We start from the raw sequence: 21,184 nt of genomic DNA on the forward strand, positions 1-21,184 counted from the left end.
TCACCATCCGATACCCCGCACCGCGTGGCGTACGCGCTTGGCACGCAGGCGCAGACCGCCGTCCCGCTGGCCGACGTAGCAGCGCGGCAGCGCCCAGCGGCTGGTCCCGGCGTGGTGGCCGATGCCGACGCCGTAGCCGTACCCGGCCTCGCGGACCGCGCCGATCGCTGCGTCGTCGAACAGACCGTACGGGTAGCAGAAACCGGCGACCGGGGCCTCCACCACCGACTCCAGCAGTTCCTTGCTGCGGCGGGTCTCCAGGGCCAGCTCCTCGGCGGGCAGGCCCTTCATCCGGCGGTGGCTGAGCGAGTGCGAGCCGATCTCCACCCCGGCCGAGGCCATGGCCCGGACCTGCGCGATCGTCACCAGCGGCTTGCGCGGGGCGTCCGCGTCCCAGGCGTTGTGGCCGCCCATCCGTCCGGCGACGACGTAGGCGGTCGCGGTGAAGCCGTGGCGGCGCAGTACCGGCACCACCTCGCGCGGGAAGTCCGCGTAGCCGTCGTCGAAGGTCAGTCCGACCAACCCGGCGGCGGCGCCTTCGGCGTGGGCGCGGAGCAGCTCGCTCATCGCGACGCCGCGCAGCTTGCGCCGGTGCAGCCAGTCCATCTGCCGGGCGAATCGTTCCGGGGAGACGGTCAGCAGGTACGGGTCCTGCTCGTCCGAGTCGACCGAGTGGTACATCAGCGTCCACGGCGGCCTGCCGGCGAAACCCTCCGCGCGCTCGACGCCTTCGGTGCCCTCGACATCTTCGGTGCGCTCAGCCTGGACCACGTTCCCCCTCTGCTGCGCCAACGGCCGTTCGTCCTGCAGCGGTTCAGCAACCATCAGACTCTCCCGTCGCATGTTCGATCTCTGCGCCGCGCGGGCGCACGACGGTCGGCCGCGAGGCCAGCCGTCCGCGCAGTCCGGCCAGCACGTCGCTCACGCCGGGAGCGCGCAGCGCCCCCGCCAGAGCGAGGAAGAAAAGCAAGCCCGTGACCGCTCCGAGCAGCAGCGGCGGCAGGTTCCCGAACGCGTCCACGCCGGGGATGTTGGCGGCCAGCCAAGCCGGGACGGTGGCCCCGGCGGCGGCCAGGACGAGCCGCAGCTGGCCGCCCAGAACGGTGTGCGTCCGCACCGGAATGCCGCGCGTGCGCAGCGCGTGCAGCAGCAGCACGGCAGTGAGGCTGATCCCGGCGGCGTTGCCCGCGGCCAGGCCGAGGGCGCCGACGAAGGGGGTTGCCCCGACGGCGACCACGATGTTGACCAGCAGCCCGAGGGCCATCGCGGCGATCGGGTACCAGTCGGTGCGGTCCAACGGCCGTGCGGTGTGCCGCTGCGTCCCGTCGACCGCGACGCCCGGGCCGAAGCCGACGGCCGGACGAGCGGCGAGAAACGGTCGGATCAGCGCGCCGACCAGGCCCTGCGCCAGCAGTCCGAGGCTGTAGACGCGCATCAGCGACGCCGTCGCCGCGGCGTCCTGTGCGGTGAACGCGCCGCGCTCGAACAGCACACCGACCACCTGCGGCGCGCAGGCCACCAACACCACCGTCCCGGCCAGCACCACCGCGCCGACCACGGACAGGTCGGCCTCGACGCGCTGGCGCGCGCGCTGGACGTCGCCCTCGGCCAGCGCCCTGGCGATCATCGGGAAGGTGACCGTGCAGACCAGGATCCCGATGATCATGACGTTCTGGGCGACCTTCTCGGCGTAGTTGAGCTCCGAGATGGTGCCCGGCGGCAGCGTGGAGCCGATGAACCGCTCGACGAAGATCTGCGACTGCCGGGTCAGCGTGAACAGCACGATCGGCAGCAGCGCCATCGGGCTGAGCACCGGCCCGCCGGACGTCGCCGCCCCGGCCGCGCCCGCTCCGCGCGGCCGACGCCACGTCAACCGGCTGACGTGCCGGGCGAACGGCGGCAGCAGCACCGCCGTCATCAGCAGGCTGCCGAGCGCCACGCCGCCCGCCGCGGCGCGAACTCCGAGGCTGCCGTGGAGCAGCAGCATCACGCCGAGGATCCCGGAGTTGTACGCGATGTAGACCGCGCCGGGCCCGGTGAAGCGGTGGTGCGAGCGGAGTCCGGCGCTGAGGTAGCCGGTGAGGCCGAACGGCAGCACGGTGACGGCGGTCAGCCGGGTGCAGACGACGGCGAGCTGCGGATCGGCCAGCCCGGGCGCGAGCAGGCGCACCAGCACCGGCGCGCCGATCGCGGTCACCGCGGAGAGCAGCGCCAGCGCGAGCGCCAGCGGCGGCAGCGTCGCCGCGACCAACGCCCGGACCTGGTCGACCTCCTGGGCTTCGGCGGCGGCCTCCCCGGACACCGCCTGCTCACCCTGCTTCCCGCGGGCGGCCAGCGCGGCGCTGAAGGCGGGGACGGTCAGGAACGCCATCCCGTCCTCGATCAGCAGCGGCGCGGCCGTCTCCGGCACGGTCCAGGCGACCAGGAAGGCGTCCGTGGCAGAGCCCGCGCCGTAGAAGCGGGCCAGCAGCAGGTCGCGCAGCAGCCCCAGGATCGAGCCGAGCGCGCTGAACAGCGCGGTGACGCCGAACGCCCGGGCGACGAAGGAGCGCGTCGGTGCGGGGGCCGGTGCGTCGGGTGCCGGTGCGGGCGGCGGGGCTTCGGTAGCCGTGGTCATCGGGCCGACGCCTCCCTTCGGGTCAGGGCGGAGCGCGGCGACGGGATCGCCAGCGGTCCGGGCCGTGTGCCCACCCCGGCGCAGAGGCCCAGCAGCACGGAGATCAGCACGGTGGTGGTGCCGCCGATGTCGGCGTAGAGGAAGTCGACCAACTGCCAGACCAGCAGCCCGAGCACGGCCGGATTGCGCCAGCAGCCGAGAGCGGTGCCGAGCAGCAGCGCGCCGAAGCAGGTCAGCCCGAGAAGGCCCTGCTCGCTCAGCACCAGCAGGTACATGTTGTGCGGCGACAGCAGCGGCTCGCGCGAGTACGCCGCGCCCGCGCCGCCGGTGTCGGAGCCGGACGAGAGCCGCAGCGGCGCGGAGGCGTCGCGGAAGGCGGGGAACTCCTTCGGCCCGACGCCGGTGACCGGGTGCGCCCGCCAGATGCGTTCGGCGGTGGTCCACAGGTCGTAGCGGTCGGTCACCGAGTGGTCGGCGGCCCCGGTGACCGAGCCGATGCTGGCCAGACGGGCCGTCACCGAGGCCTGGCCGCCGTCCGGTCCCCCCATCTTCACCACACCGCCCGCGGCCAGCCCGCCGAGCAGCACCACGCCCGCCGCCGTCGCCACGACCACGCAGCGCAGCAGCAGCCGGACGTCGGTGAGCAGCAGCACCACGGTCACCGCCACGCCGGTGGCGATCCAGCTGCCACGGCTGAACGACAGTGCCAGCGGAACGCTCAACGCCAGTGCGGTCAGCGACCACCAGCGCATCGGCACGGTCCGCTGCTCCCGACGGGCCTCCAGGGCCAGCCCGAGCGCGGCGAGCAGCCCGAAGCTGACCACCACGGACATCGCCATCACGTCCTGCGCCCCGAAGGTGCCGACCGCCCGCTGGTCGCCGCCCGCGTAGGAGGCGCCGGTGCCGGTCAGGTACTGCGAGACGCCGAGCGCGCCCTCCAGCAGCGCCGCCGCCGCGAACGCGCCGAAGACCAGCCGCAGGTCGCGCCGGTCGCGGACGGCGTAGAGCACGGCCGCGGGCACCACCACGAAGATCTGGACGAACCGGACGAAGCCGGAGAGGCTGGTGTGCGGGTCCTGCGAGGCGGCCGTCGCCACCCCGACGCCGACCAGCGTCGCCGCGCTCAACACGGCGGCCCGGAGCGGCATGAACCGGGTGCGCCGCCACAGCGCCCACGGCAGCGTGATCGCGACCAGCGCGAGCGAGCCGACGTCCGCCGGGGTCACGTGGACCTGTGCGGTCACGTCCTGGTTGCCCGGCGGTACGCAGACCAGGACCACGGTCAGGGCGACCAGGTGGGCCGGCCGCACGGCGCCCCACCGTAGGGCGAGTCCCCGCAGGGTGAACCCCCGGAAGGTACTCCCGCACAAACCGAAGCCCCGCACCGTGAGACCCTGCACCCTCTCAGCCAGGTGCACTCTCAGCTCCCGTCCGTCCGCAGCACCGCGAGCACCGTGCGGAGCAGGATCTTGACGTCCTGCCACAGGCTCCAGCTGTCGATGTAGTAGTTGTCGAACCGGGTCCGGTCCTCGATGGAGGTGTCCCCGCGCAGCCCGTTGACCTGGGCGAACCCGGTCAGCCCGACGGGGACGCGGTGCCGCTCGCGGTAGCGCGGGTAGGCCTGGGCGAACCGCATGACGAAGTAGGGGCGCTCGGGACGCGGGCCGACCAGACTCATCTCGCCGCGCACCACGTTCCACAGCTGCGGCAGTTCGTCGAGCGAGGTGCGGCGGAGGAACCGCCCGACGGGGCCGAGCCGGTCGTCGTGGGCGATGTTCCAGCGCGTCGAGGACTCGTGCTCGTCCACCGGCCGCAGGGTGCGGAACTTGAACAGGGTGAAGGTCCGCCCGTCCAGGCCGACGCGTTCCTGACGGAAGATCACTCCCGGTCCGCCCTCGGCCCGCACGGCGATCGCGCAGGCCAGCAGGACCAGGGAGGACAACAGCAGCCCGACGCCCGCGAAGCAGAGGTCGGCGGCGCGCTTCAGCGCCCAACTGGGCCGGTGCATCGGGCTGCTGCCGAGCCGCAGGCAAGGGAACCCCCAGAGGTGGTCCCCGACGGCCGTGCGCCGTCCGCCGTGCTCGAACGCCCCGTAGTCGGGGAAGCCCGGCACGAACCAGACGTCGCAGCCGAAGTCGGTGCTGGTCCGCAGCATCTGCGCGGACCGCTCGTCGTCCATGCCGCCGCTGGTGAGGATCACGTCGCGGATGCCGCGCAGGGGCAGCTCGCGCACCAGTGCGTCCGGGCCGCCCAGGACCGGCATGGTGGAGTCGGCGGGCAGGAAGATCGGGTCCGGGTCGATGAAGCCGACCGGACGCAGCCCGTACTCGGGGTGCTCCAGCAGCGCCCCCGCGATCCGCTGGCCGACGTGCCCCGCGCCCGCGATCAGCGTCGGTCGGGGGGAGCGACGGCGATGCGTGCGCACGGCGCGGTAGACGAGGGCGCGGCCGACCGAGTCGAGCACCAGGTGGCACAGCAGCAGCGCGCCCAGCACCCGGGCGTCGGCCGGGATGGAGGTCGGCAGCGCGAACGGCAGCAGGTAGGTCTGCAGACAGCGTTCGAGGGTCAACGCGAACGAGAGGGCGATGGCCGCCCGCCCGGCCAGGCCGGGCAGTTCGTCCAGTACCGAGGGGGCCAGCCGGAGCCGGTACTGCCCACCGGAGGAGTACATCAGCACGAGCACCGGAAGCAGCCCGCAGGCGGCCCGCAGAGTGGCGGCCGCGTCGCCCGGCAGCACCAGCGCCAGCGCCCCCAGAGCAGCCACGACGTCGACGGCGAGCAACGCGGCGGGGATGCCGGTTCCACCCCGGACGGCCGGGGAGCTCGCCGCGGAGGAGACTCCCGGACCCTGCCGACGGGCGGGGGCCAGGCCGACAGCCCCCATGCCCGCAGGCAGTTCCTCGTTGTCGATGGTGGTCATCCGCGCACGTACTCCCCTGACGGAGGTAGCACCTGCCGCCGCGAGCGGCACCCATGCCGTCTCACGGAGAAAGGAATGAAGCAGGCAAATAGGACATTACAGAATTTCTGCTGGAATACTCACAGCGGCGGGCGGTCTTCACACCGTTGACGATTAGTCAGACTTTCCGATCCGTCGACCGACGGCTGTCGCGGCCGTCCCGACCGGACCGGCGGGCGCCGGAACGCGACGCGACTGGAGCACGGCGTCGTACGTCTGCGCCATCAACATCCGTGTGGCACGCAGATCATGACGCTCCGCCGTCCGCACGCGGGACCGACGCCCGAGCTCCGCGCAGAGCGACTGGTCGGAGAGCAGCCGGGTGAGCGACGTGGCGAGCGTTCGGGTGTCGCCGACGGGAACGGGGAATTGCTGTTCGCCCAGACATTCGCGTGCGCCCGCCACATCCGAGAGCACCACCGGGCGGCCACAGGCCATCGCCTCCAGCGGAGCCAGCGCCATGCCCTCCCACCGCGAGGGCAGCACCATCACGTCACCCGCCATGTACCAGGGGCGCGGATCGTCCACCCGACCCGCGAAGACGACACTCTCCGGCACCGGAAGCGTCGCCGCGCAGTCCTCCAGCGCGCCCCGGTCCGGCCCGTCCCCGACCAGCGCGAGCCGCGCGTGCGGCAGCTCGGCCAGCACCTCGCCCCAGGCCCGGAGCAGCAGGTCCTGCCCCTTCTGCCGGCAGAGCCGCCCGACGCACACCGCCAGCGGCGCGTGCTGGGTCAGCCCCAGCGCCCGACGGGCGCGCTGCCGGGAGGGCAGGCCCTTGGGGTCGTACCGCTCCAGGTCGATGCCGTTGGGCACCAGCGCCCACCGTCCGCCGAGCCCCACGGCCTGGCCGCGGGCCCGCTCCTCGGCGCTGACGCAGACCAGCCGGTCGCTCCAGCGCGTCGCCCAGCGCTCCCACCGCTCGGTCATGCGGGCCGTGGGCCCCGACACCGCCTCGAACGACCAGGCGTGCGGCTGGAACACGGTGGCGATCCGCCCGCGGATCGCCAGTCGGCCGGCGAGGCCGGCCTTGGAGCTGTGCAGATGGACCAGGTCCGGCCGCGCCTCGCCAACGACCTTGCGCAGCGCGGCGATCTCCTGCGGCAGCCCCGGCCCCGGACCGCGCTCGGCGCTCCACGGCACGAGCCGCGCGCCGGCCGCCACGGCCTCCCGCCCGAGTCGACCACCCTCCGGACACGGGCACGTCACCACCACGTCGTGCCCGTCGGCGACCTGACCCCGCACCAGGTCGGCCACGACCTGGGCGACGCCGCCGTCGACGGGCTGCGATACATGAAGGATCGTCAAGGGTTCACAACTGGGCACGTCGCGCAACATATGCCGGTGGACAGGAGGTTTTCTCCGACGCTCACCCGGACGGAGGATTCTTGTACCTGCTTGGGTGAGCAGGCGTCACTTCGGTGACTCCGACGGCGTTGGACCGCCGGGGACCGTCACAGGATCTTCACGGACCGTTACGCCGACCGGGTCCGTTGCACTACCAGGAGCCCGGGGCTGTGCTGATCTGCGGCTCCGCCGCGTGGGCGCGACAAGCCACTGCTTTCGCTGCCGCAGGTAGTTGCAACACCCAGGGGCGCGGGGAACTGCGCGAGAATCCACCCGGTGCGGATGGCCCTGCGCGTTCGGGGTTCTACCTGCGTGGGTGGCTTGTCGCGTAGTTCCCCGCGCCCCTGGTAGTGCAACGTCCCCTTGTCCCCGACTTGCCCGCTAGTCGTCCAGGCGGTGGGAGAGGTGCAGGTCGCGTTCCGTGTGGCCGTCCTCCAAGCGGAGCGCCGTGGCGACCGGCGGGTAGCCCGCCGCGATCACGGTGTACTCGCCCGGTTCCAGGTCCGTGAAACGGAACAATCCGTCCTCGCCCGTCGTCGCGGCAGCGACCACCGCGCCGGAGGCGTCCATCAGCGTGACGCGGGCGTCGGCCACCGCGCGGCCGAGCGACGTGCGGACGGTGCCGCGCAGCGTCCCGCTGCCCGCGAGGGTGACGTCCTGCCGGGTCTCGCCGCTCGGCGCGACGTCGACGGCGAGCGCGGCAGGGCGGTAGGCCCGCGCGCTGACGGTCAGTGTGTAGACGCCCGAGACCAGGTCCCGGAACGCGTACGCGCCGTCCGCGTCGGCGTGCGCGCTGGCGACGACCTCGCCGTGCGGGTCGGTCAGCGTGACCGACGCCTCCGCGACGGGCGCCCCCTCCGCGCTGCGGATCGCGCCGCTCAGGCGTCCCGTGCCGCCGAGGACGACGTCGACCTCCACCGGTCGGCCGCCGACGCTCACCGTCACCGCCTGCGGCTGGTGGCCGGGGGCCGCGGCGATCAGCACGTAGTTGCCGTTGCGCGGAGCGGCCAGCACCCAGCGGCCGTCGCCGCCGCTGCTGGTGCGGGCGATCTGCCGCCCGTCCATGTCCACCAGCGTCAGCACGGCACGCGCGACCCCGACCCGGTCGGGCTGCAGCACCGAGCCGGTGACGGGGGTGCCCGTCAACGGCATCGAAGCCGACTGCTGCGGAACGGACTCGGGCGTGAAGCTCTCCGAGCCGAAATCCTCCGGTGCGGCGTGGGTGACCAAGGGTTTCTCCTTCAGCAGGAAGGCCAGGACGAAGCCCAGCGCCAGCACCGGCGCCAGGTAGAGGAAGACGCGCGGCATCGCCGCCGCGAAGGCGTCCACGTAGCCGCTGCGCAGCGGCGCGGGCAGGGCGTGGACGAGGGCCGGGGTGATCGAGTCGTTGCGCGGCAGGCCGCGCTGCGCCAACTGGTGGTCGAAGCGGGACGCGAAGATCGTGCCGAAGACCGCCGCGCCGATCGAACCGCCGATCTGCCGCAGGTAGTTGTTGGCCGAGGTGGCCGCGCCGATGTCCCTCGGCTCGACCGAGTTCTGCACCGCGAGGACCAGCACCGCCAGCACCAGGCCGACGCCGAGCCCCAGCACGGCCATGGCCAGGCTCTGCACCGCGAAGGAGCTGTGGGCGCTGAGCCGGCCGAGCAGCACCATGCCGACCGTGGAGAGCGCGCCGCCGGCCAGCGGGTAGATCTTGTAGCGCCCGTACCGGCTGATCAGCTGGCCGGAGGCGATCGACGCCACCACGATGCCGCCCATCATCGGCAGCATCTTCAGTCCCGAGTCGGTGGCGCTGGCGTCGTCCACCATCTGCAGGAAGCTGGGCAGGTAGCTGGCCGCGCCGAAGAGCGCGACGCCGACGACCACGCTGATCAGGCCGGAGACGGTGAAGACGTTGTCCCGGAACAGCCGCAGCGGAATGACGGGCGCACCGCCGCGTCGCTCCACCCACAGTTCGACGGGCGCGAACAGCACCAGGCCCAGCGCCGAGCCGCCGATCAGCCCCAGGATCGTCGGCGAACCCCAGGCGTAGGTGCTGCCGCCCCAACTGGTCGCCAGCACCAGGCAGGTGCCGACGGCGGCGAGCAACAGCGCCCCGAGCCAGTCGAGTTCGCGGTACCGAGCACCTGATGTGCTCTGTCCGAGGGCGCGCGGCAGCACCAGGGTGACCACCAGCAGCGCCAGCGCTCCCAACGGGAGGTTGACCCAGAAGCACCAGCGCCAGCCGGGCCCGTCGGTGAACCAGCCGCCGAGCAGCGGACCGGCGACCGAGGAGAGCCCGAAGACCGCGCCGATCAGGCCCATGTAGCGGCCCCGCTCACGCGGGCTGACGACGTCGGCGATGATCGCCTGGACGCCGATCATCAGCCCGCCGCCGCCGATGCCCTGGACCGTGCGGGAGACGATCAGGTCGGTCATGCTGTGCGCGGAGCCGGACAGCGCGGAGCCGACCAGGAAGACCACGATGGCGAACTGGAAGACCGGCTTGCGGCCGATGAGGTCGCCGAGCCTGCCGTAGACCGGCAGGCCGACCGTGGACGCCAGCAGATAGGCGGTGACCACCCAGGACATCCTGCTCAGTCCGTGGAGGTCGCCGACGATCCGCGGCAGCGCGGTGGCGACGATGGTCTGGTCGAGCGCGGCCAGCAGCAGGGCCAGCATCAGCCCGACGAAGACCAGCCGGACCCGCACCGCGGGGACCGGCGCCGGTCCGCCCGACACCCGCTCGACAGACACGAATTCGGGTGCGGTTTCGGCCCGTTCGGGTGCTGCTTCGATCACGGACATGCCGGAATCCTTGCAGCTTGCACCGATTGACCGGACCGGCACGATCATCACATCAACCGCGCCGGTCCGGCGTCACCTGCACGGATGTGACGCCAAGTCGACATGTCCGCTCACCGATCAGGCGTCAGATTCACCCTCAGGGGCGAGCAGCTTGGAGCGCGCTCGCAGAGCCGTGCAGAACGGTGGGACAGGGCCTCAGACGGCCGCGGCGAGACGGTTCAGGACCTCGTCGTGGATCCGGTTCAGACCCTTGGGCGCGAAGGTGCGCTCGAAGAAGCCGCCGATGCCGCCCGCGCCCTGCCAGGTGGTCTCGATGACGACCTTCGACTTGCCCTCGCCCGCCGGGGTGACCGTCCAGGTGATGACCATGGAGGAGTTGGCGTCCGTCTCCACCAGGCGGCCGGAGGACGGCTCGGTGACGGTGAAGAGGCAGTCGCGCACGCGCTTCTCGGTCGCCTGGAGCTTCCAGTGCACGACCGTGCCCGCGCCACGGCCGCCCTCGCGGACCTGGTACTCGCTGTACTGCTGCGGCAGCAGGGTGGGCCGGACCTTCTCGTAGTCGGCGACGGCGTCGAAGACCTGCTCGGGCGACGCGTCCACCACGCGCTCGGTGACGGCGTAGACCTGACCCATGACGTGCTCCTGACGGGGGTGTACTGGTGCTTGGGATTGCGGGGGAACCGATGCAGGAATGCTGCGCGCCAAGCCAACCACATCGACCGATCGCCTCCGCCCTCTGGTGGCCGGGCGCGCGGCACTGCCATCTTGGCGACATGACCGATGGAGCGACGAAATGGACCACCGACGGATCGCGCGAGCGCCGGATCCTGACGGTGCGTCCCAAACCCGACGAGTACGCGTGGACCTTCGGCGGCGCCGCGCCGGTGGCGCGGATCGCGCCCGGGACGGTGCTGGACCTGACGACCGAGGACTGCTTCGCCGGACGGGTGACCTCCGAGCGGACGCTGGTGTCGGAGGTGTGCGAGTTCCCCTTCCTCAACCCGCAGACCGGGCCGTTCTGGGTCGAGGGCGCGGAACCCGGCGACACGGTCGCGGTGCACTTCGTCTCCGTCGAGCCGTCCCGCGACTGGGCGGCGTCCACCACGGTCCCGCTCTTCGGAGCGCTGACCTCCACCCACGCCACCGCCACGCTCCAGGACCCGCTGCCGGAGCGGGTCTGGATCTGGGAGCTGGACCGTGCCGCCCGCCTCTGCCGGTTCACCGCGCACGACAGCGACCTGGTCCTCGACCTGCCGATGGATCCCATGCACGGCACCGTCGGTGTGGCCCCCGCCAACCTGGAGGTCCGCTCGGCCCTCGTGCCCGACGCCCACGGCGGCAACCTCGACACTCCGGAGATGCGTGCGGGCGTCACCTGCTATCTCGGCGTCAACGTCGACGGCGCGCTGCTGAGCCTGGGCGACGGCCATGCCCGCCAGGGCGAGGGCGAGACCTGCGGCGTGGCGGTCGAGTGCGCGATGAACACGGTCGTGCTCGTCGAACTGTTGAAGGGTGTGGCGACGCCCTGGCCGCGCATCGAATCCGACACCCACCTGATCTCCACCGGCTCGGCCCGCCCGCTGGAGGACGCCTTCCGGATCGCCCAACTCGACCTGGTGCAGTGGCTGGTACGGGACTACGGCTTCTCGTCGATGGACGCGTACCAGTTCCTCAGCCAGGCGGTGGAGTCGCCGCTGGCCAACGTCTGCGACACCAACTACACCGCCGTGGCGAAGGTCAGGAAGGAGTGGCTGCCGGGCGCGGCCGAGTCGCCGTACCGCGGTCTGCACACGCATCTGCGCGAGGTCGCGCGCGAGATCGGCGGGGCCCTGCCGGCATGACGCCTGGCATGATCCCTGGCATGACCGAGAACCAGGCCCCTCTCAACGAGGACGAGATCCTCGACGTCGTGGACGCCGAGGACAACGTCGTCGGTCAGGCCACCCGCCGCGAGGTGATGGACCGCAGGCTGCGCCACCGCTGCGTCTTCATCCTCGCCACGGACGACGACGGCCGGATCTTCGTGCACCGGCGCACGCCGCAGAAGATCGTCTTCCCGTCGATGTACGACGTCTTCGTGGGCGGCGTGGTGGACGCGGGCGAGTCCTACGACGCGGCGGCGAAGCGCGAGGCCGAGGAGGAGCTCGGGGTCACCGGCATCCGGCCGGAGCACCTCTTCACCTTCCTCTACGAGAGCCCGGACCACAGCTGGTTCTCCGCCGTCTACCGCGCCCGCACCCCGGTCGAGGTCGCCCCGCAGGTCGAGGAGGTCGCCTGGCACGCCTTCCTGACACCGGATCAGCTCGCCGCCACACTGCCCGGCTGGGACGTCGTCCCGGACGGTCTGGAGGCCTGGCACCGCCTCCAGGCCTGGGCGGCTACTCGGTGACGACGGCCTCGACCCGGCCGAAGAGGCGCACGGCGAGGTCCTAGTCGCCCAGGCCGAGGTTGACGCGAAGGGTCAGCAGGTCGCTCGGGACCCCGTCGTCCTGCAGCAGCTTCATCGCCGCCGTCCAGTCCTGCTCAGAGGCGGCGCGAGCCAGGACCTGGGCGTCGGATGCCTCGACCCTGTCGTCCTGGGCCAGTTCGAGGGCCGCCTGCTGCCGGAACTGTCCGGTGAAGACGGTCTGCGTGGCGCTCGGACCGGTGACCTGCTGCGACTCGGCCCGGTCCGCGGCGGCCAGTTGGGCGGCGACGGCACGCCCCTGAGCCCAGTCGAGAGAAGAGATGTCGTTCACCTCGGCGCGGAGCACGGCGGTCGGGCGGACCAGATCCAGGAAGGCGAGCTGCGGTGCGGTGAAGTGGGACTTCAGCGGCTCCAAGTCACCGGTGAGCGGACCGCTTCCGCCGTACCCGGCAATGGTGCACCAGATCTCGGGCACGCCCGTCCACTGGGACTCGTCGGGGTAGTAGGACCAGATGACCGCGCTCTGGGCCGCCAGGCCCATCGGGTCGACCAGATCGGCGTACGCGAGCCGGTCACAGTCCAGCGTGCTCTGCAGCTTGTCCGCGTCCAGCCCGGGATACGGGCCGCTCATGACGTCCCGCGCGAAGAGCTGCCGGTCGTGCTGCCCACTGCAGGGCACGGGGTTCACCAGGTACGTCGATCCGTCGATGCCGTTGGGCACGTCGAAGCACGTGCCGAGCGGGAGTTGGTCGACCGGGACGCCGGCGGCCGGTGCGGCCGCGCCCGAGGAGCTGGGGTACCGGACCGGCGCCGACTGGTACAGGAGGACCAGCAGGACCACGATCCCGACGGCCACGGTCTGCAGGCTCGACAGGATCACGCCCGCGATCGCCAGCCCCTTGCCCCGCCGCCGGGTGCGGCCGACGCCGACCAGGGCGAGGATTCCGAAGATCATGCTGAGCGGGAACACACCGAGCACTCCGAGGACGAAGGAGGCGATCGCCTTCCCGTCCCAACCGGAGACCGGCTCCGGCTGGTACCCGACTGCCCACGGGTAGATCAACGGGCCGTGGGTCTGGCCCTGCACCGGCTGTAGCTGCGGCTGCGGCCACGGTTGTTGCACCGGCTGCGCCACGACGGGCTCGGGCGGCGCCTCCGGCATCCCGGACGCGGCCGGCACCTCAGGTGCCGCGGGCGCGGGCGGAACGGGTGGAACAGGTGGGACCGGTGGCGGTGTCTCGGTCATCAAACCCCCCTTGTCATCTAGTCGGCCCGGACAGTACCGAATCCCCGTCGAGGTCATCACCTCCGTTCAGCGCCCACTCTTCCTACCGCGGGGTAACCGGGGTATCGTGGCTGCACCACCTCCGTCGGCGTTGGGAGCCGCCGCGACGGAGCGTTCGGGTGTCACAGCACGCTGAGCCTGCGCCCTCGGCGTAGACGCCTCACGATGTTCTTGACCACGGTCCTTCAGTCGCGCCGTGGGTGTTCTTCAACGTCTTCACTTTCTTCAGCCGCCGCGTCGGAGCGGAACGACTGCGGCGTACTCCCTGCTTCCCAGGAGTCACGCCATGACTGAGAACGTCCCCGCCAACAGCTCTGTCTTCCCCACCGTCGCCGTCGTCGGCCTCGGCACTATGGGTGCCGGGATCGCCGAGATCGTCGCCCGCAGCGGACGGCAGGTGATCGGGATCGAGGCCTCCCCCGCCGAGGCGCACGCCGCCCGGGTGCGGATCGAGGAGGCCACCGCCCACCACGTCCGTCGCGAGCACCTGACCGAGGACGAGCGCACCGGGCTGCTGTCCCGGATCCGGGTCACCGACGACCTGACCGCCGCCGCCGAGGCGCAGCTGGTGATCGAGGAGGTGCCCGAGCAGCTGGAGCTGAAGCGGGACCTGTTCGCGCAGCTGGACAAGATCTGCCCGCCGGAGACCGTGCTCGCCACCGGCACCACCGCCCTCTCCGTCACCCGGATCGCGGCCGCCACCGCCCGCCCCGAGCGCGTGCTGGGCCTGCACTTCTTCAACCCCGCGCCGGTGATGCAGCTGGTCGAGGTGGTCCGCACGGTGCTGACGGGCGCGCAGACCGCCGAGGACGCCGCCGAGTTCGCCCGTTCGCTGGGCAAGTCGCCGGTGGCCGCCGGGGACCGGGCCGGGTTCATCGTCAACGGCCTGCTCTTCGCCTACCTCAACCAGGCCGCCGCGATGTTCGAGTCGCGCTACGCCAGCCGCGAGGACATCGACGCGGCCATGCGCTTCGGCTGCGGCCTGCCGATGGGCCCGCTGGCGCTGCTTGACCTGATCGGCATCGACACCGCGCGCACCGTGCTGGAGGCGATGTACGCGCAGTCGCACGACCGTCTGCACGCGCCCGCGCCGATCCTGGGTCAGCTGACCGCCGCCGGGCTGCTCGGCCGCAAGTCCGGTCGCGGCTTCTACACCTACGCGGCGCCCGGCAGCTCGCAGATCGTCGCCGAGGAGAACGCCGCCGCCACGGTCCGCGTCGCCGGGCGCGAGGTGCGCAGCGTCGGCGTCTGCGGCTCCGGCACCATGGCGACCGGCATCGCCGAGGTCTTCGCCAAGTCCGGCTACGACGTCACCCTCGTCGCCCGCACCCAGGAGAAGGCCGACAAGGCCAAGGCCGCGATCCAGAAGTCGCTGGACCGCATGGTCAGCAAGGGCCGCCTCGCCGAGGACGACCGCGACGCGGCGCTGGCCCGGGTCACGGCGAGCGGCAGCTACGAGGACCTGCACAGCGTCGACCTGGCCATGGAGGCCGTCGCCGAGGACCTGACCGTCAAGCGCGAGCTCTTCGCCACGCTGGACAAGATCTGCAAGCCGGGCGCGGTGCTGGCGACCACCACCTCCTCGCTGCCGGTGATCCAGTGCGCGACGGCCACCGGCCGTCCGCAGGACGTGATCGGCATGCACTTCTTCAACCCCGCCCCGGCGATGAAGCTGGTCGAGGTGGTCTCCACGGTGCTGACCGCCGAGGACGTCACCGCGACCGTGCTCGACCTCTGCACCAAGGTGCGCAAGCACCCGGTGGAGTGCGGCGACCGGGCCGGGTTCATCGTCAACGCGCTGCTCTTCCCGTACCTGAACGACGCGGTGCGGATGATCGAGGAGCACTACGCCTCCGTCGACGATGTCGACACCGCGATGAAGCTGGGCTGCGGCTACCCGATGGGCCCGTTCGAGCTGCTGGACGTGGTCGGTCTGGACGTCTCGCTGACGATCGAGAAGGTGCTGCACACCGAGTTCCGCGAGCCGGGCCTGGCGCCCGCGCCGCTGCTGGAGCACCTGGTGACGGCGGGCTGCCTCGGCCGCAAGACCGGCCGCGGCTTCCGCGACCACGCGCGTCGATGAGGGCAGGTAGCCTTCCCGTCATGAGCACCGAAGAGCAGCAGCTGGCGCAGGCGGGACCGCAGAGCACGGGCGGGACTGTCCAAGCCAACGGCGGCAGCCCGGTGCGCCGGGCGGCGACCGCCCAGCGGCAGCTGATGCGTCAGGAGCTGGCCGCCGCGGCCATGGAGCTGTTCGCGAGCCAGGGCTACGAGGAGACGACGGTCGACCAGATCGCCGCCGCGGCGGGCGTGGCCCGGCGCACCTTCTTCCGGTACTTCCGGTCCAAGGAGGAGGCGATCTTCCCGGACCACGACGACACCCTGGTCCAGGTGGCCGACCTGCTGGCCAGCGCGGAGCCGACGGAGCATCCGCTGGACGTGGTCTGCCGGGGCATCAAGGAGGTGCTGCGGATGTACGCGGCGACCCCCTCGGTCTCGGTGGCCCGCTACCGGCTGATCCGCCAGGTGCCGACGCTGCGCGAGCGGGAGATCGCCGTGGTCGCCCGCTACGAGCGGCTCTTCACCCGCTACCTGCTGGGCCGGTTCGACACCGACCAGGGCGACGACGCGATGCTGGCCGAGGTCTCGGCGGCGGCCGTGGTCGCCGCCCACAACCACGTGCTGCGGCGCTGGTTGCGGGCCGGCGGGCGGGGCGAGGTGGAACCCCAGTTGGACCACGCCTTCGAGGCGATCCGGCGGACCTTCTGGGGCGATCTCAGCACCAAGCGGGCGACACCGTCAGTGGCACCCAGTGCCATCGGCTCGGTCAGCACGCCCAGCACCGGGTCCGGCGAGATCGTCATCACGGTCACCCGCACGGACGCCCCGCTGGACGAGGTGGTGGCCAGCATCCGCACCGCGCTCACCCAGTCGACGGGCCAGTAGCAGCAGAAATAATCGCAGGCCGGAGCCGGTAAACGGCTTCAAAGACAAGGTCAACGAAGGGCCCCGCGCCGCACTCGGCACGGGGCCCTTCCGTCGTGTTGCCGTCGTGTTGCAACGTGACGACACTCACGTGACACTCGATGCAAATGTTGGCACGCAGTGTCTTTACGAGTGGCACAGGGTGCCAGTACGTTGTTACTCACTGGTCGCGGCGCCGTGGCTCCCCACCCGGCGCGCCGTGACCACCGCCCGCGCGCCACCCCTGCGCAGGCCGCAAGCTCGAAGCACAGCTCACAGCTCGCGACAGCCAGCTCCAACTGAACTGCCGACCACCCCAGCTCAGCGACTGAACCCCGCCCCTGGACCAGCCGGTGTCCGCTCCCGGCGACCTCCACGCACCGCCCAGACCGCCCGTTCCCCAGACGCACCCTGCTTCCCTCAGCAGGTACGCCGCCGGAGGCCAGCCATGAAGGAAATCCTCGACGCGATCCTCAACGAGGGGACCAGCGCCGCCGAATACGCAGCGCTGAAGCTCCCCGAGTCGTATCGCGCGATCACGCTCCACAAGGACGAGCAGGAGATGTTCGCGGGCCAGGACAGCCGCGACAAGGACCCGCGCAAGTCCCTGCACCTGGACGAGATCGCCCTCCCCGAGCTCGGCCCGGGTGAGGCTCTGGTCGCAGTGATGGCGAGCGCGGTCAACTACAACACCGTGTGGAGCTCGATCTTCGAGCCGGTCTCCACCTTCTCCTTCCTGGAGCGCTATGGCCGCGTCAGCCCCGAGGCCTCCCGCCACGACCAGCCGTTCCACGTGGTCGGCTCCGACCTGGCCGGTGTGGTGCTGCGCACCGGGCCGGGCGTGCACGCCTGGAAGGCCGGCGACCAGGTGGTCGCCCACTGTCTCAGCGTCGAGCTGGAGAGCGCCGACGGCCACAACGACACCATGCTCGACCCCGAGCAGCGGATCTGGGGCTTCGAGACCAACTACGGCGGCCTCGCCGAGGTCGCGCTGGTCAAGTCCAACCAGCTGATGCCGAAGCCCAAGCACCTCACCTGGGAGGAGGCGGCGGCGCCGGGCCTGGTCAACTCCACCGCCTACCGCCAGCTGGTCTCCCGCAACGGCGCCGGCATGAAGCAGGGCGACAACGTGCTGATCTGGGGCGCCAGCGGCGGCCTCGGCTCCTACGCCACCCAGTACGCGCTGGCCGGCGGCGCCACCCCGATCTGCGTGGTCTCCAGCGAGGCCAAGGCCAAGATCTGCGAGGCGATGGGCGCCGAGGCGATCATCGACCGCAACGCCGAGGACTACAAGTTCTGGAAGGACGAGAACAACCAGAACCCGCGCGAGTGGAAGCGGTTCGGCGGCAGGATCCGGGAACTGACGGGTGGTGAGGACGTCGACATCGTCTTCGAGCACCCGGGCCGCGAGACCTTCGGCGCGTCCGTCTACGTGACCCGCAAGGGCGGCACGATCGTCACCTGCGCCTCCACCTCCGGCTACATGCACCAGTACGACAACCGCTACCTGTGGATGTCGCTCAAGCGCATCGTCGGCTCGCACTTCGCCAACTACCGCGAGGCGTGGGAGGCCAACCGCCTGATCGCCAAGGGCAAGATCCACCCGACGCTGTCGAAGACCTACGCGCTGGCCGACACCGGCCAGGCCGCGCTGGACGTGCACCACAACAAGCACCAGGGCAAGGTCGGCGTGCTCTGCCTCTCCCCCGAGGAGGGCCTCGGTGTCACCGACCACGAGCTGCGCGCCAAGCACATCGACGCCATCAATCGCTTCCGTGGTGAATGAGAGCAGTTGAGATGACGACTCATCGGGACCGGCCCTGGCTGATGCGGACCTACGCGGGGCACTCCTCCGCGGCCGCGTCGAACGAGCTGTACCGGAAGAACCTGGCGAAGGGTCAGACGGGCCTCTCCGTCGCCTTCGACCTGCCGACGCAGACCGGTTACAACCCCGACCACGTCCTCGCCCGCGGCGAGGTCGGCCGGGTCGGGGTGCCGGTCAGCCACCTCGGTGACATGCGGACGCTCTTCGAGGGCATCCCGCTTGAGCGCACCAACACCTCGATGACCATCAACGCCACGGCCATGTGGCTGCTGGCGATGTACCAGGTGGTCGCCGAGGAGCAGGGCGCGGACATCGCCAAGCTCACCGGGACGACGCAGAACGACATCGTCAAGGAGTACCTGTCGCGCGGGACGCACGTCTTCCCGCCCGGTCCGTCGATCCGGCTGACCACCGACATGATCGCCTACACGGTCGCCAACATCCCCAAGTGGAACCCGATCAACATCTGCAGCTACCACCTGCAGGAGGCCGGGGCCACGCCGGTGCAGGAGCTGGCGTTCGCGATGTGCACGGCCATCGCCGTGCTCGACGCGGTCCGTGACGGCGGCCAGGTCAAGCCGGAGCAGATGGGCGAGGTCGTCGCCCGGATCTCCTTCTTCGTCAACGCGGGCGTCCGCTTCGTCGAGGAGATGTGCAAGCTGCGGGCCTTCTCCCAGCTCTGGGAGAAGGTGACGCTGGAGCGCTACGGCGTCACCGACCCGAAGCAGCGCCGGTTCCGGTACGGCGTCCAGGTCAACTCGCTCGGCCTGACCGAGGCCCAGCCGGAGAACAACGTCCAGCGCATCGTGCTGGAGATGCTCGCCGTCACGCTGTCCAAGGACGCCCGCGCACGCGCCGTGCAGCTTCCGGCCTGGAACGAGGCGCTGGGCCTGCCCCGGCCCTGGGACCAGCAGTGGTCGCTGCGGATCCAGCAGGTGCTGGCCTTCGAGTCGGACCTGCTGGAGTACGGCGACCTGTTCACCGGCAGCGTCGTCGTCGAGGGCAAGGTGGCGGAGCTGGTCGAGGGCGCCGAGGCGGAGATCGCCAAGGTGCTGGAGATGGGCGGCGCGATCCCGGCCGTCGAGTCCGGCTACATGAAGGCCGCACTGGTCGGCTCGCACGCCGAGCGACGCGCCCGGATCGAGTCGGGCGAGGACAAGGTCGTCGGTGTCAACTGCTACGAGACCACCGAGCCCAGCCCGCTGACCGCCGACCTGGACACCGCGATCATGGTGGTGGACGGCGACGCCGAGCGGTCCGTGACCGAGGCCTTCGCGGGCTGGGTCGCCGGTCGCGACGAGGCCGCCGCCCAGGCGGCGCTGGCCGAGCTCAAGGCGCAGGCCGTCACCGACGCCAACCTGATGCCGGCCACCCTGGCGTGCGTCCGGGCCGGCGTCACCACCGGCGAGTGGTCGCAGGCGCTGCGCGACGTCTTCGGCGAGTACCGCGCGCCCACCGGTGTCGGCGGCGCGCCGATCACCGGCACGATCGACCCGGAGTCCGGCGGCGAGCTGCTGACCGTCCGTCAGGCCGTTGCCCGTACCGCCGAGGAGCTGGGCAGCGGCAGGCTGCGGCTGCTGGTCGGCAAGCCGGGCCTGGACGGCCACTCCAACGGCGCCGAGCAGATCGCCGTCCGGGCCCGCGACGCCGGGTTCGAGGTGGTCTACCAGGGCATCCGGCTGACGCCGGAACAGATCACCGCCGCGGCCGTCGCCGAGGACGTCCACTGCGTGGGCCTGTCGATCCTCTCCGGTGCGCACGCCGAGCTCGTCCCGGACGTGCTGCGGCGCCTTGCCCGCGCCGGTGTCACCGACGTTCCGGTCGTGGTCGGCGGCATCATCCCGGCCGCCGACGAGCAGGCACTGCTTGCCCAGGGCGTGGCGGCGGTGTTCACTCCGAAGGACTTCGGGATCACCACGATCATCGGCCGTATCGTCGACGAGATCCGTCGGGCCCACGGGCTGGACACGATCTTCGCCCAGACCGCTCCGACCTCGGACAACAAGGAAGAGACCCTCGCCTCATGAGCAACGTCAACCGGTTGCGTCCGCGCCGCTCCTGCCTGGCCGTCCCGGGCTCGAACCCGCGCTTCCTGGAGAAGGCCCAGGGCCTGCCCGCCGACCAGGTCTTCCTGGACCTGGAGGACGCCTGCGCGCCGCTGGCCAAGGAGGGCGCCCGCCACACCATCGTCGAGTTCCTCAACAACGGCGACTGGACCGGCAAGACGCGCGTGGTCCGGGTGAACGACTGGACCACGCACTGGACCTACCGTGACGTCGTCACCGTCGTCGAGGGCGCGGGCCAGAACCTCGACTGCATCATGCTGCCCAAGGTCCAGGACGCCCAGCAGATCGTCGCGCTGGACCTGCTGCTGACGCAGATCGAGAAGACCATGGGCTTCGAGGTCGGCAAGATCGGCATCGAGGCGCAGATCGAGAACGCCAAGGGTCTGATCAACGTCGACGCGATCGCCGAGGCGAGCCCGCGTCTGGAGACCATCATCTTCGGCCCGGCCGACTTCATGGCCTCCATCAACATGAAGTCCCTGGTCGTCGGCGAGCAGCCGCCCGGCTACCCGGCGGACGCGTACCACTACATCCTGATGCGCATCCTGATGGCCGCGCGCGCCAACGACCTGCAGGCCATCGACGGTCCCTACCTGCAGATCAAGAACGTCGACGGCTACCGCGAGGTCGCCGGCCGTTCCGCTGCGCTGGGCTTCGACGGCAAGTGGGTGCTGCACCCCGGCCAGGTCGACGCCGCCAACGAGGTCTACTCCCCCTCGCAGGAGGACTACGACCACGCCGAGCTGATCCTGGACGCGTACGACTGGTGCACCAGCGAGGCGGGCGGCAAGAAGGGCTCGGCGATGCTCGGCGACGAGATGATCGACGAGGCCTCGCGCAAGATGGCCCTGGTCATCTCCGGCAAGGGCCGCGCCGCGGGCATGCAGCGCACCACCAAGTTCGAGATCCCTGAGAGCTGAGGGCCACGGC

15 protein-coding genes are annotated in these 21,184 nt (G+C 71.4%); 7 read left to right on the top strand and 8 right to left on the bottom strand.

Annotated elements, in window-relative coordinates:
• The 7 genes from ABH928_RS33645 to ABH928_RS33675 all read right to left on the bottom strand — a co-directional run bounded on the left by ABH928_RS33645 (position 1) and on the right by ABH928_RS33675 (position 10,340).
• A complete protein-coding gene (locus ABH928_RS33645; RefSeq protein ID WP_370072505.1) occupies positions 1–825 on the bottom strand; it encodes a polysaccharide deacetylase family protein in 825 nt (274 codons plus the stop codon).
• Positions 815–2,617 carry a murein biosynthesis integral membrane protein MurJ gene (gene murJ, locus ABH928_RS33650; protein ID WP_370072506.1) on the bottom strand — a complete coding sequence of 601 codons (1,803 nt, stop codon included), beginning with the start codon at positions 2,615–2,617 and terminating at the stop codon, positions 815–817. Before murJ ends, ABH928_RS33645 begins: the two co-directional genes overlap by 11 nt.
• Complete coding sequence (locus tag ABH928_RS33655; RefSeq protein WP_370072507.1) at positions 2,614–3,927, bottom strand: O-antigen ligase family protein; 1,314 nt, start codon at positions 3,925–3,927, stop codon at positions 2,614–2,616. Before ABH928_RS33655 ends, murJ begins: the two co-directional genes overlap by 4 nt.
• A 110-nt stretch (positions 3,928–4,037) precedes the next feature.
• The gene (locus tag ABH928_RS33660; protein WP_370072508.1) at positions 4,038–5,537 is read right to left on the bottom strand and encodes a sugar transferase; all 1,500 of its coding nucleotides are present in this window, start codon (positions 5,535–5,537) and stop codon (positions 4,038–4,040) included.
• A 153-nt stretch (positions 5,538–5,690) separates the two neighbouring features.
• Positions 5,691–6,881 carry a glycosyltransferase gene (locus ABH928_RS33665; protein WP_370072509.1) on the bottom strand — a complete coding sequence of 397 codons (1,191 nt, stop codon included), beginning with the start codon at positions 6,879–6,881 and terminating at the stop codon, positions 5,691–5,693.
• A gap of 420 nt (positions 6,882–7,301) precedes the next feature.
• Positions 7,302–9,707, bottom strand: a complete 2,406-nt coding sequence (locus ABH928_RS33670) for an MFS transporter (RefSeq protein ID WP_370072510.1) — start codon at positions 9,705–9,707, stop codon at positions 7,302–7,304.
• 195 nt (positions 9,708–9,902) lie between these two features.
• On the bottom strand, positions 9,903–10,340 hold the full coding sequence (locus ABH928_RS33675; RefSeq protein WP_370072511.1) for an SRPBCC family protein: 438 nt from the start codon (positions 10,338–10,340) through the stop codon (positions 9,903–9,905).
• Positions 10,341–10,480: 140 nt separating this feature from the next.
• Between ABH928_RS33675 and ABH928_RS33680 the strand changes: the two genes are divergently transcribed.
• A complete protein-coding gene (locus ABH928_RS33680; protein ID WP_370072512.1) occupies positions 10,481–11,548 on the top strand; it encodes an acetamidase/formamidase family protein in 1,068 nt (355 codons plus the stop codon).
• A 20-nt stretch (positions 11,549–11,568) separates the two neighbouring features.
• Positions 11,569–12,096, top strand: coding sequence for an NUDIX hydrolase (locus ABH928_RS33685; protein ID WP_370072513.1), 528 nt, complete (start codon positions 11,569–11,571; stop codon positions 12,094–12,096).
• Positions 12,097–12,136: 40 nt separating this feature from the next.
• Here the strand turns inward: ABH928_RS33685 and ABH928_RS33690 are convergent, their stop codons facing one another.
• Positions 12,137–13,360 carry a hypothetical protein gene (locus ABH928_RS33690; RefSeq protein ID WP_370072514.1) on the bottom strand — a complete coding sequence of 408 codons (1,224 nt, stop codon included), beginning with the start codon at positions 13,358–13,360 and terminating at the stop codon, positions 12,137–12,139.
• A 325-nt stretch (positions 13,361–13,685) separates the two neighbouring features.
• Here ABH928_RS33690 and ABH928_RS33695 point away from each other — a divergent pair, with 325 nt between their 5' ends.
• The 5 genes from ABH928_RS33695 to ABH928_RS33715 all read left to right on the top strand — a co-directional run bounded on the left by ABH928_RS33695 (position 13,686) and on the right by ABH928_RS33715 (position 21,174).
• On the top strand, positions 13,686–15,482 hold the full coding sequence (locus ABH928_RS33695) for a 3-hydroxyacyl-CoA dehydrogenase family protein (protein ID WP_370072515.1): 1,797 nt from the start codon (positions 13,686–13,688) through the stop codon (positions 15,480–15,482).
• Between the two features lie 20 nt (positions 15,483–15,502).
• Positions 15,503–16,345 (top strand): TetR family transcriptional regulator, encoded by an 843-nt coding sequence (locus tag ABH928_RS33700; RefSeq protein ID WP_370072516.1) that lies wholly within the window; start codon positions 15,503–15,505, stop codon positions 16,343–16,345.
• A gap of 466 nt (positions 16,346–16,811) precedes the next feature.
• A complete protein-coding gene (gene ccrA, locus ABH928_RS33705; protein ID WP_370072517.1) occupies positions 16,812–18,149 on the top strand; it encodes a crotonyl-CoA carboxylase/reductase in 1,338 nt (445 codons plus the stop codon).
• Positions 18,150–18,160: 11 nt separating this feature from the next.
• Complete coding sequence (locus ABH928_RS33710; RefSeq protein WP_370072518.1) at positions 18,161–20,215, top strand: protein meaA; 2,055 nt, start codon at positions 18,161–18,163, stop codon at positions 20,213–20,215.
• Positions 20,212–21,174, top strand: a complete 963-nt coding sequence (locus ABH928_RS33715) for a CoA ester lyase (protein ID WP_370072519.1) — start codon at positions 20,212–20,214, stop codon at positions 21,172–21,174. The genes ABH928_RS33710 and ABH928_RS33715 overlap by 4 nt, the downstream gene beginning before the upstream one ends.
• The last annotated feature ends 10 nt before the right edge of the window (positions 21,175–21,184 follow it).

Source organism: Streptacidiphilus sp. MAP5-3 (assembly GCF_041262505.1).
Classification (GTDB): Bacteria; Actinomycetota; Actinomycetes; order Streptomycetales; family Streptomycetaceae; genus Streptacidiphilus.

Coding starts and splice junctions, on each gene's coding strand:
- ABH928_RS33660 (WP_370072508.1), bottom strand. CDS start 5,537: ATGACCACCATCGACAACGAGGAACTGCCTGCGGGCATGGGGGCTGTC.
- murJ (WP_370072506.1), bottom strand. CDS start 2,617: ATGACCACGGCTACCGAAGCCCCGCCGCCCGCACCGGCACCCGACGCA.
- ABH928_RS33685 (WP_370072513.1), top strand. CDS start 11,569: ATGACCGAGAACCAGGCCCCTCTCAACGAGGACGAGATCCTCGACGTC.
- ABH928_RS33715 (WP_370072519.1), top strand. CDS start 20,212: ATGAGCAACGTCAACCGGTTGCGTCCGCGCCGCTCCTGCCTGGCCGTC.
- ABH928_RS33700 (WP_370072516.1), top strand. CDS start 15,503: ATGAGCACCGAAGAGCAGCAGCTGGCGCAGGCGGGACCGCAGAGCACG.
- ABH928_RS33710 (WP_370072518.1), top strand. CDS start 18,161: ATGACGACTCATCGGGACCGGCCCTGGCTGATGCGGACCTACGCGGGG.
- ABH928_RS33645 (WP_370072505.1), bottom strand. CDS start 825: ATGGTTGCTGAACCGCTGCAGGACGAACGGCCGTTGGCGCAGCAGAGG.
- ABH928_RS33680 (WP_370072512.1), top strand. CDS start 10,481: ATGACCGATGGAGCGACGAAATGGACCACCGACGGATCGCGCGAGCGC.
- ABH928_RS33690 (WP_370072514.1), bottom strand. CDS start 13,360: ATGACCGAGACACCGCCACCGGTCCCACCTGTTCCACCCGTTCCGCCC.
- ABH928_RS33695 (WP_370072515.1), top strand. CDS start 13,686: ATGACTGAGAACGTCCCCGCCAACAGCTCTGTCTTCCCCACCGTCGCC.
- ABH928_RS33670 (WP_370072510.1), bottom strand. CDS start 9,707: ATGTCCGTGATCGAAGCAGCACCCGAACGGGCCGAAACCGCACCCGAA.
- ccrA (WP_370072517.1), top strand. CDS start 16,812: ATGAAGGAAATCCTCGACGCGATCCTCAACGAGGGGACCAGCGCCGCC.
- ABH928_RS33675 (WP_370072511.1), bottom strand. CDS start 10,340: ATGGGTCAGGTCTACGCCGTCACCGAGCGCGTGGTGGACGCGTCGCCC.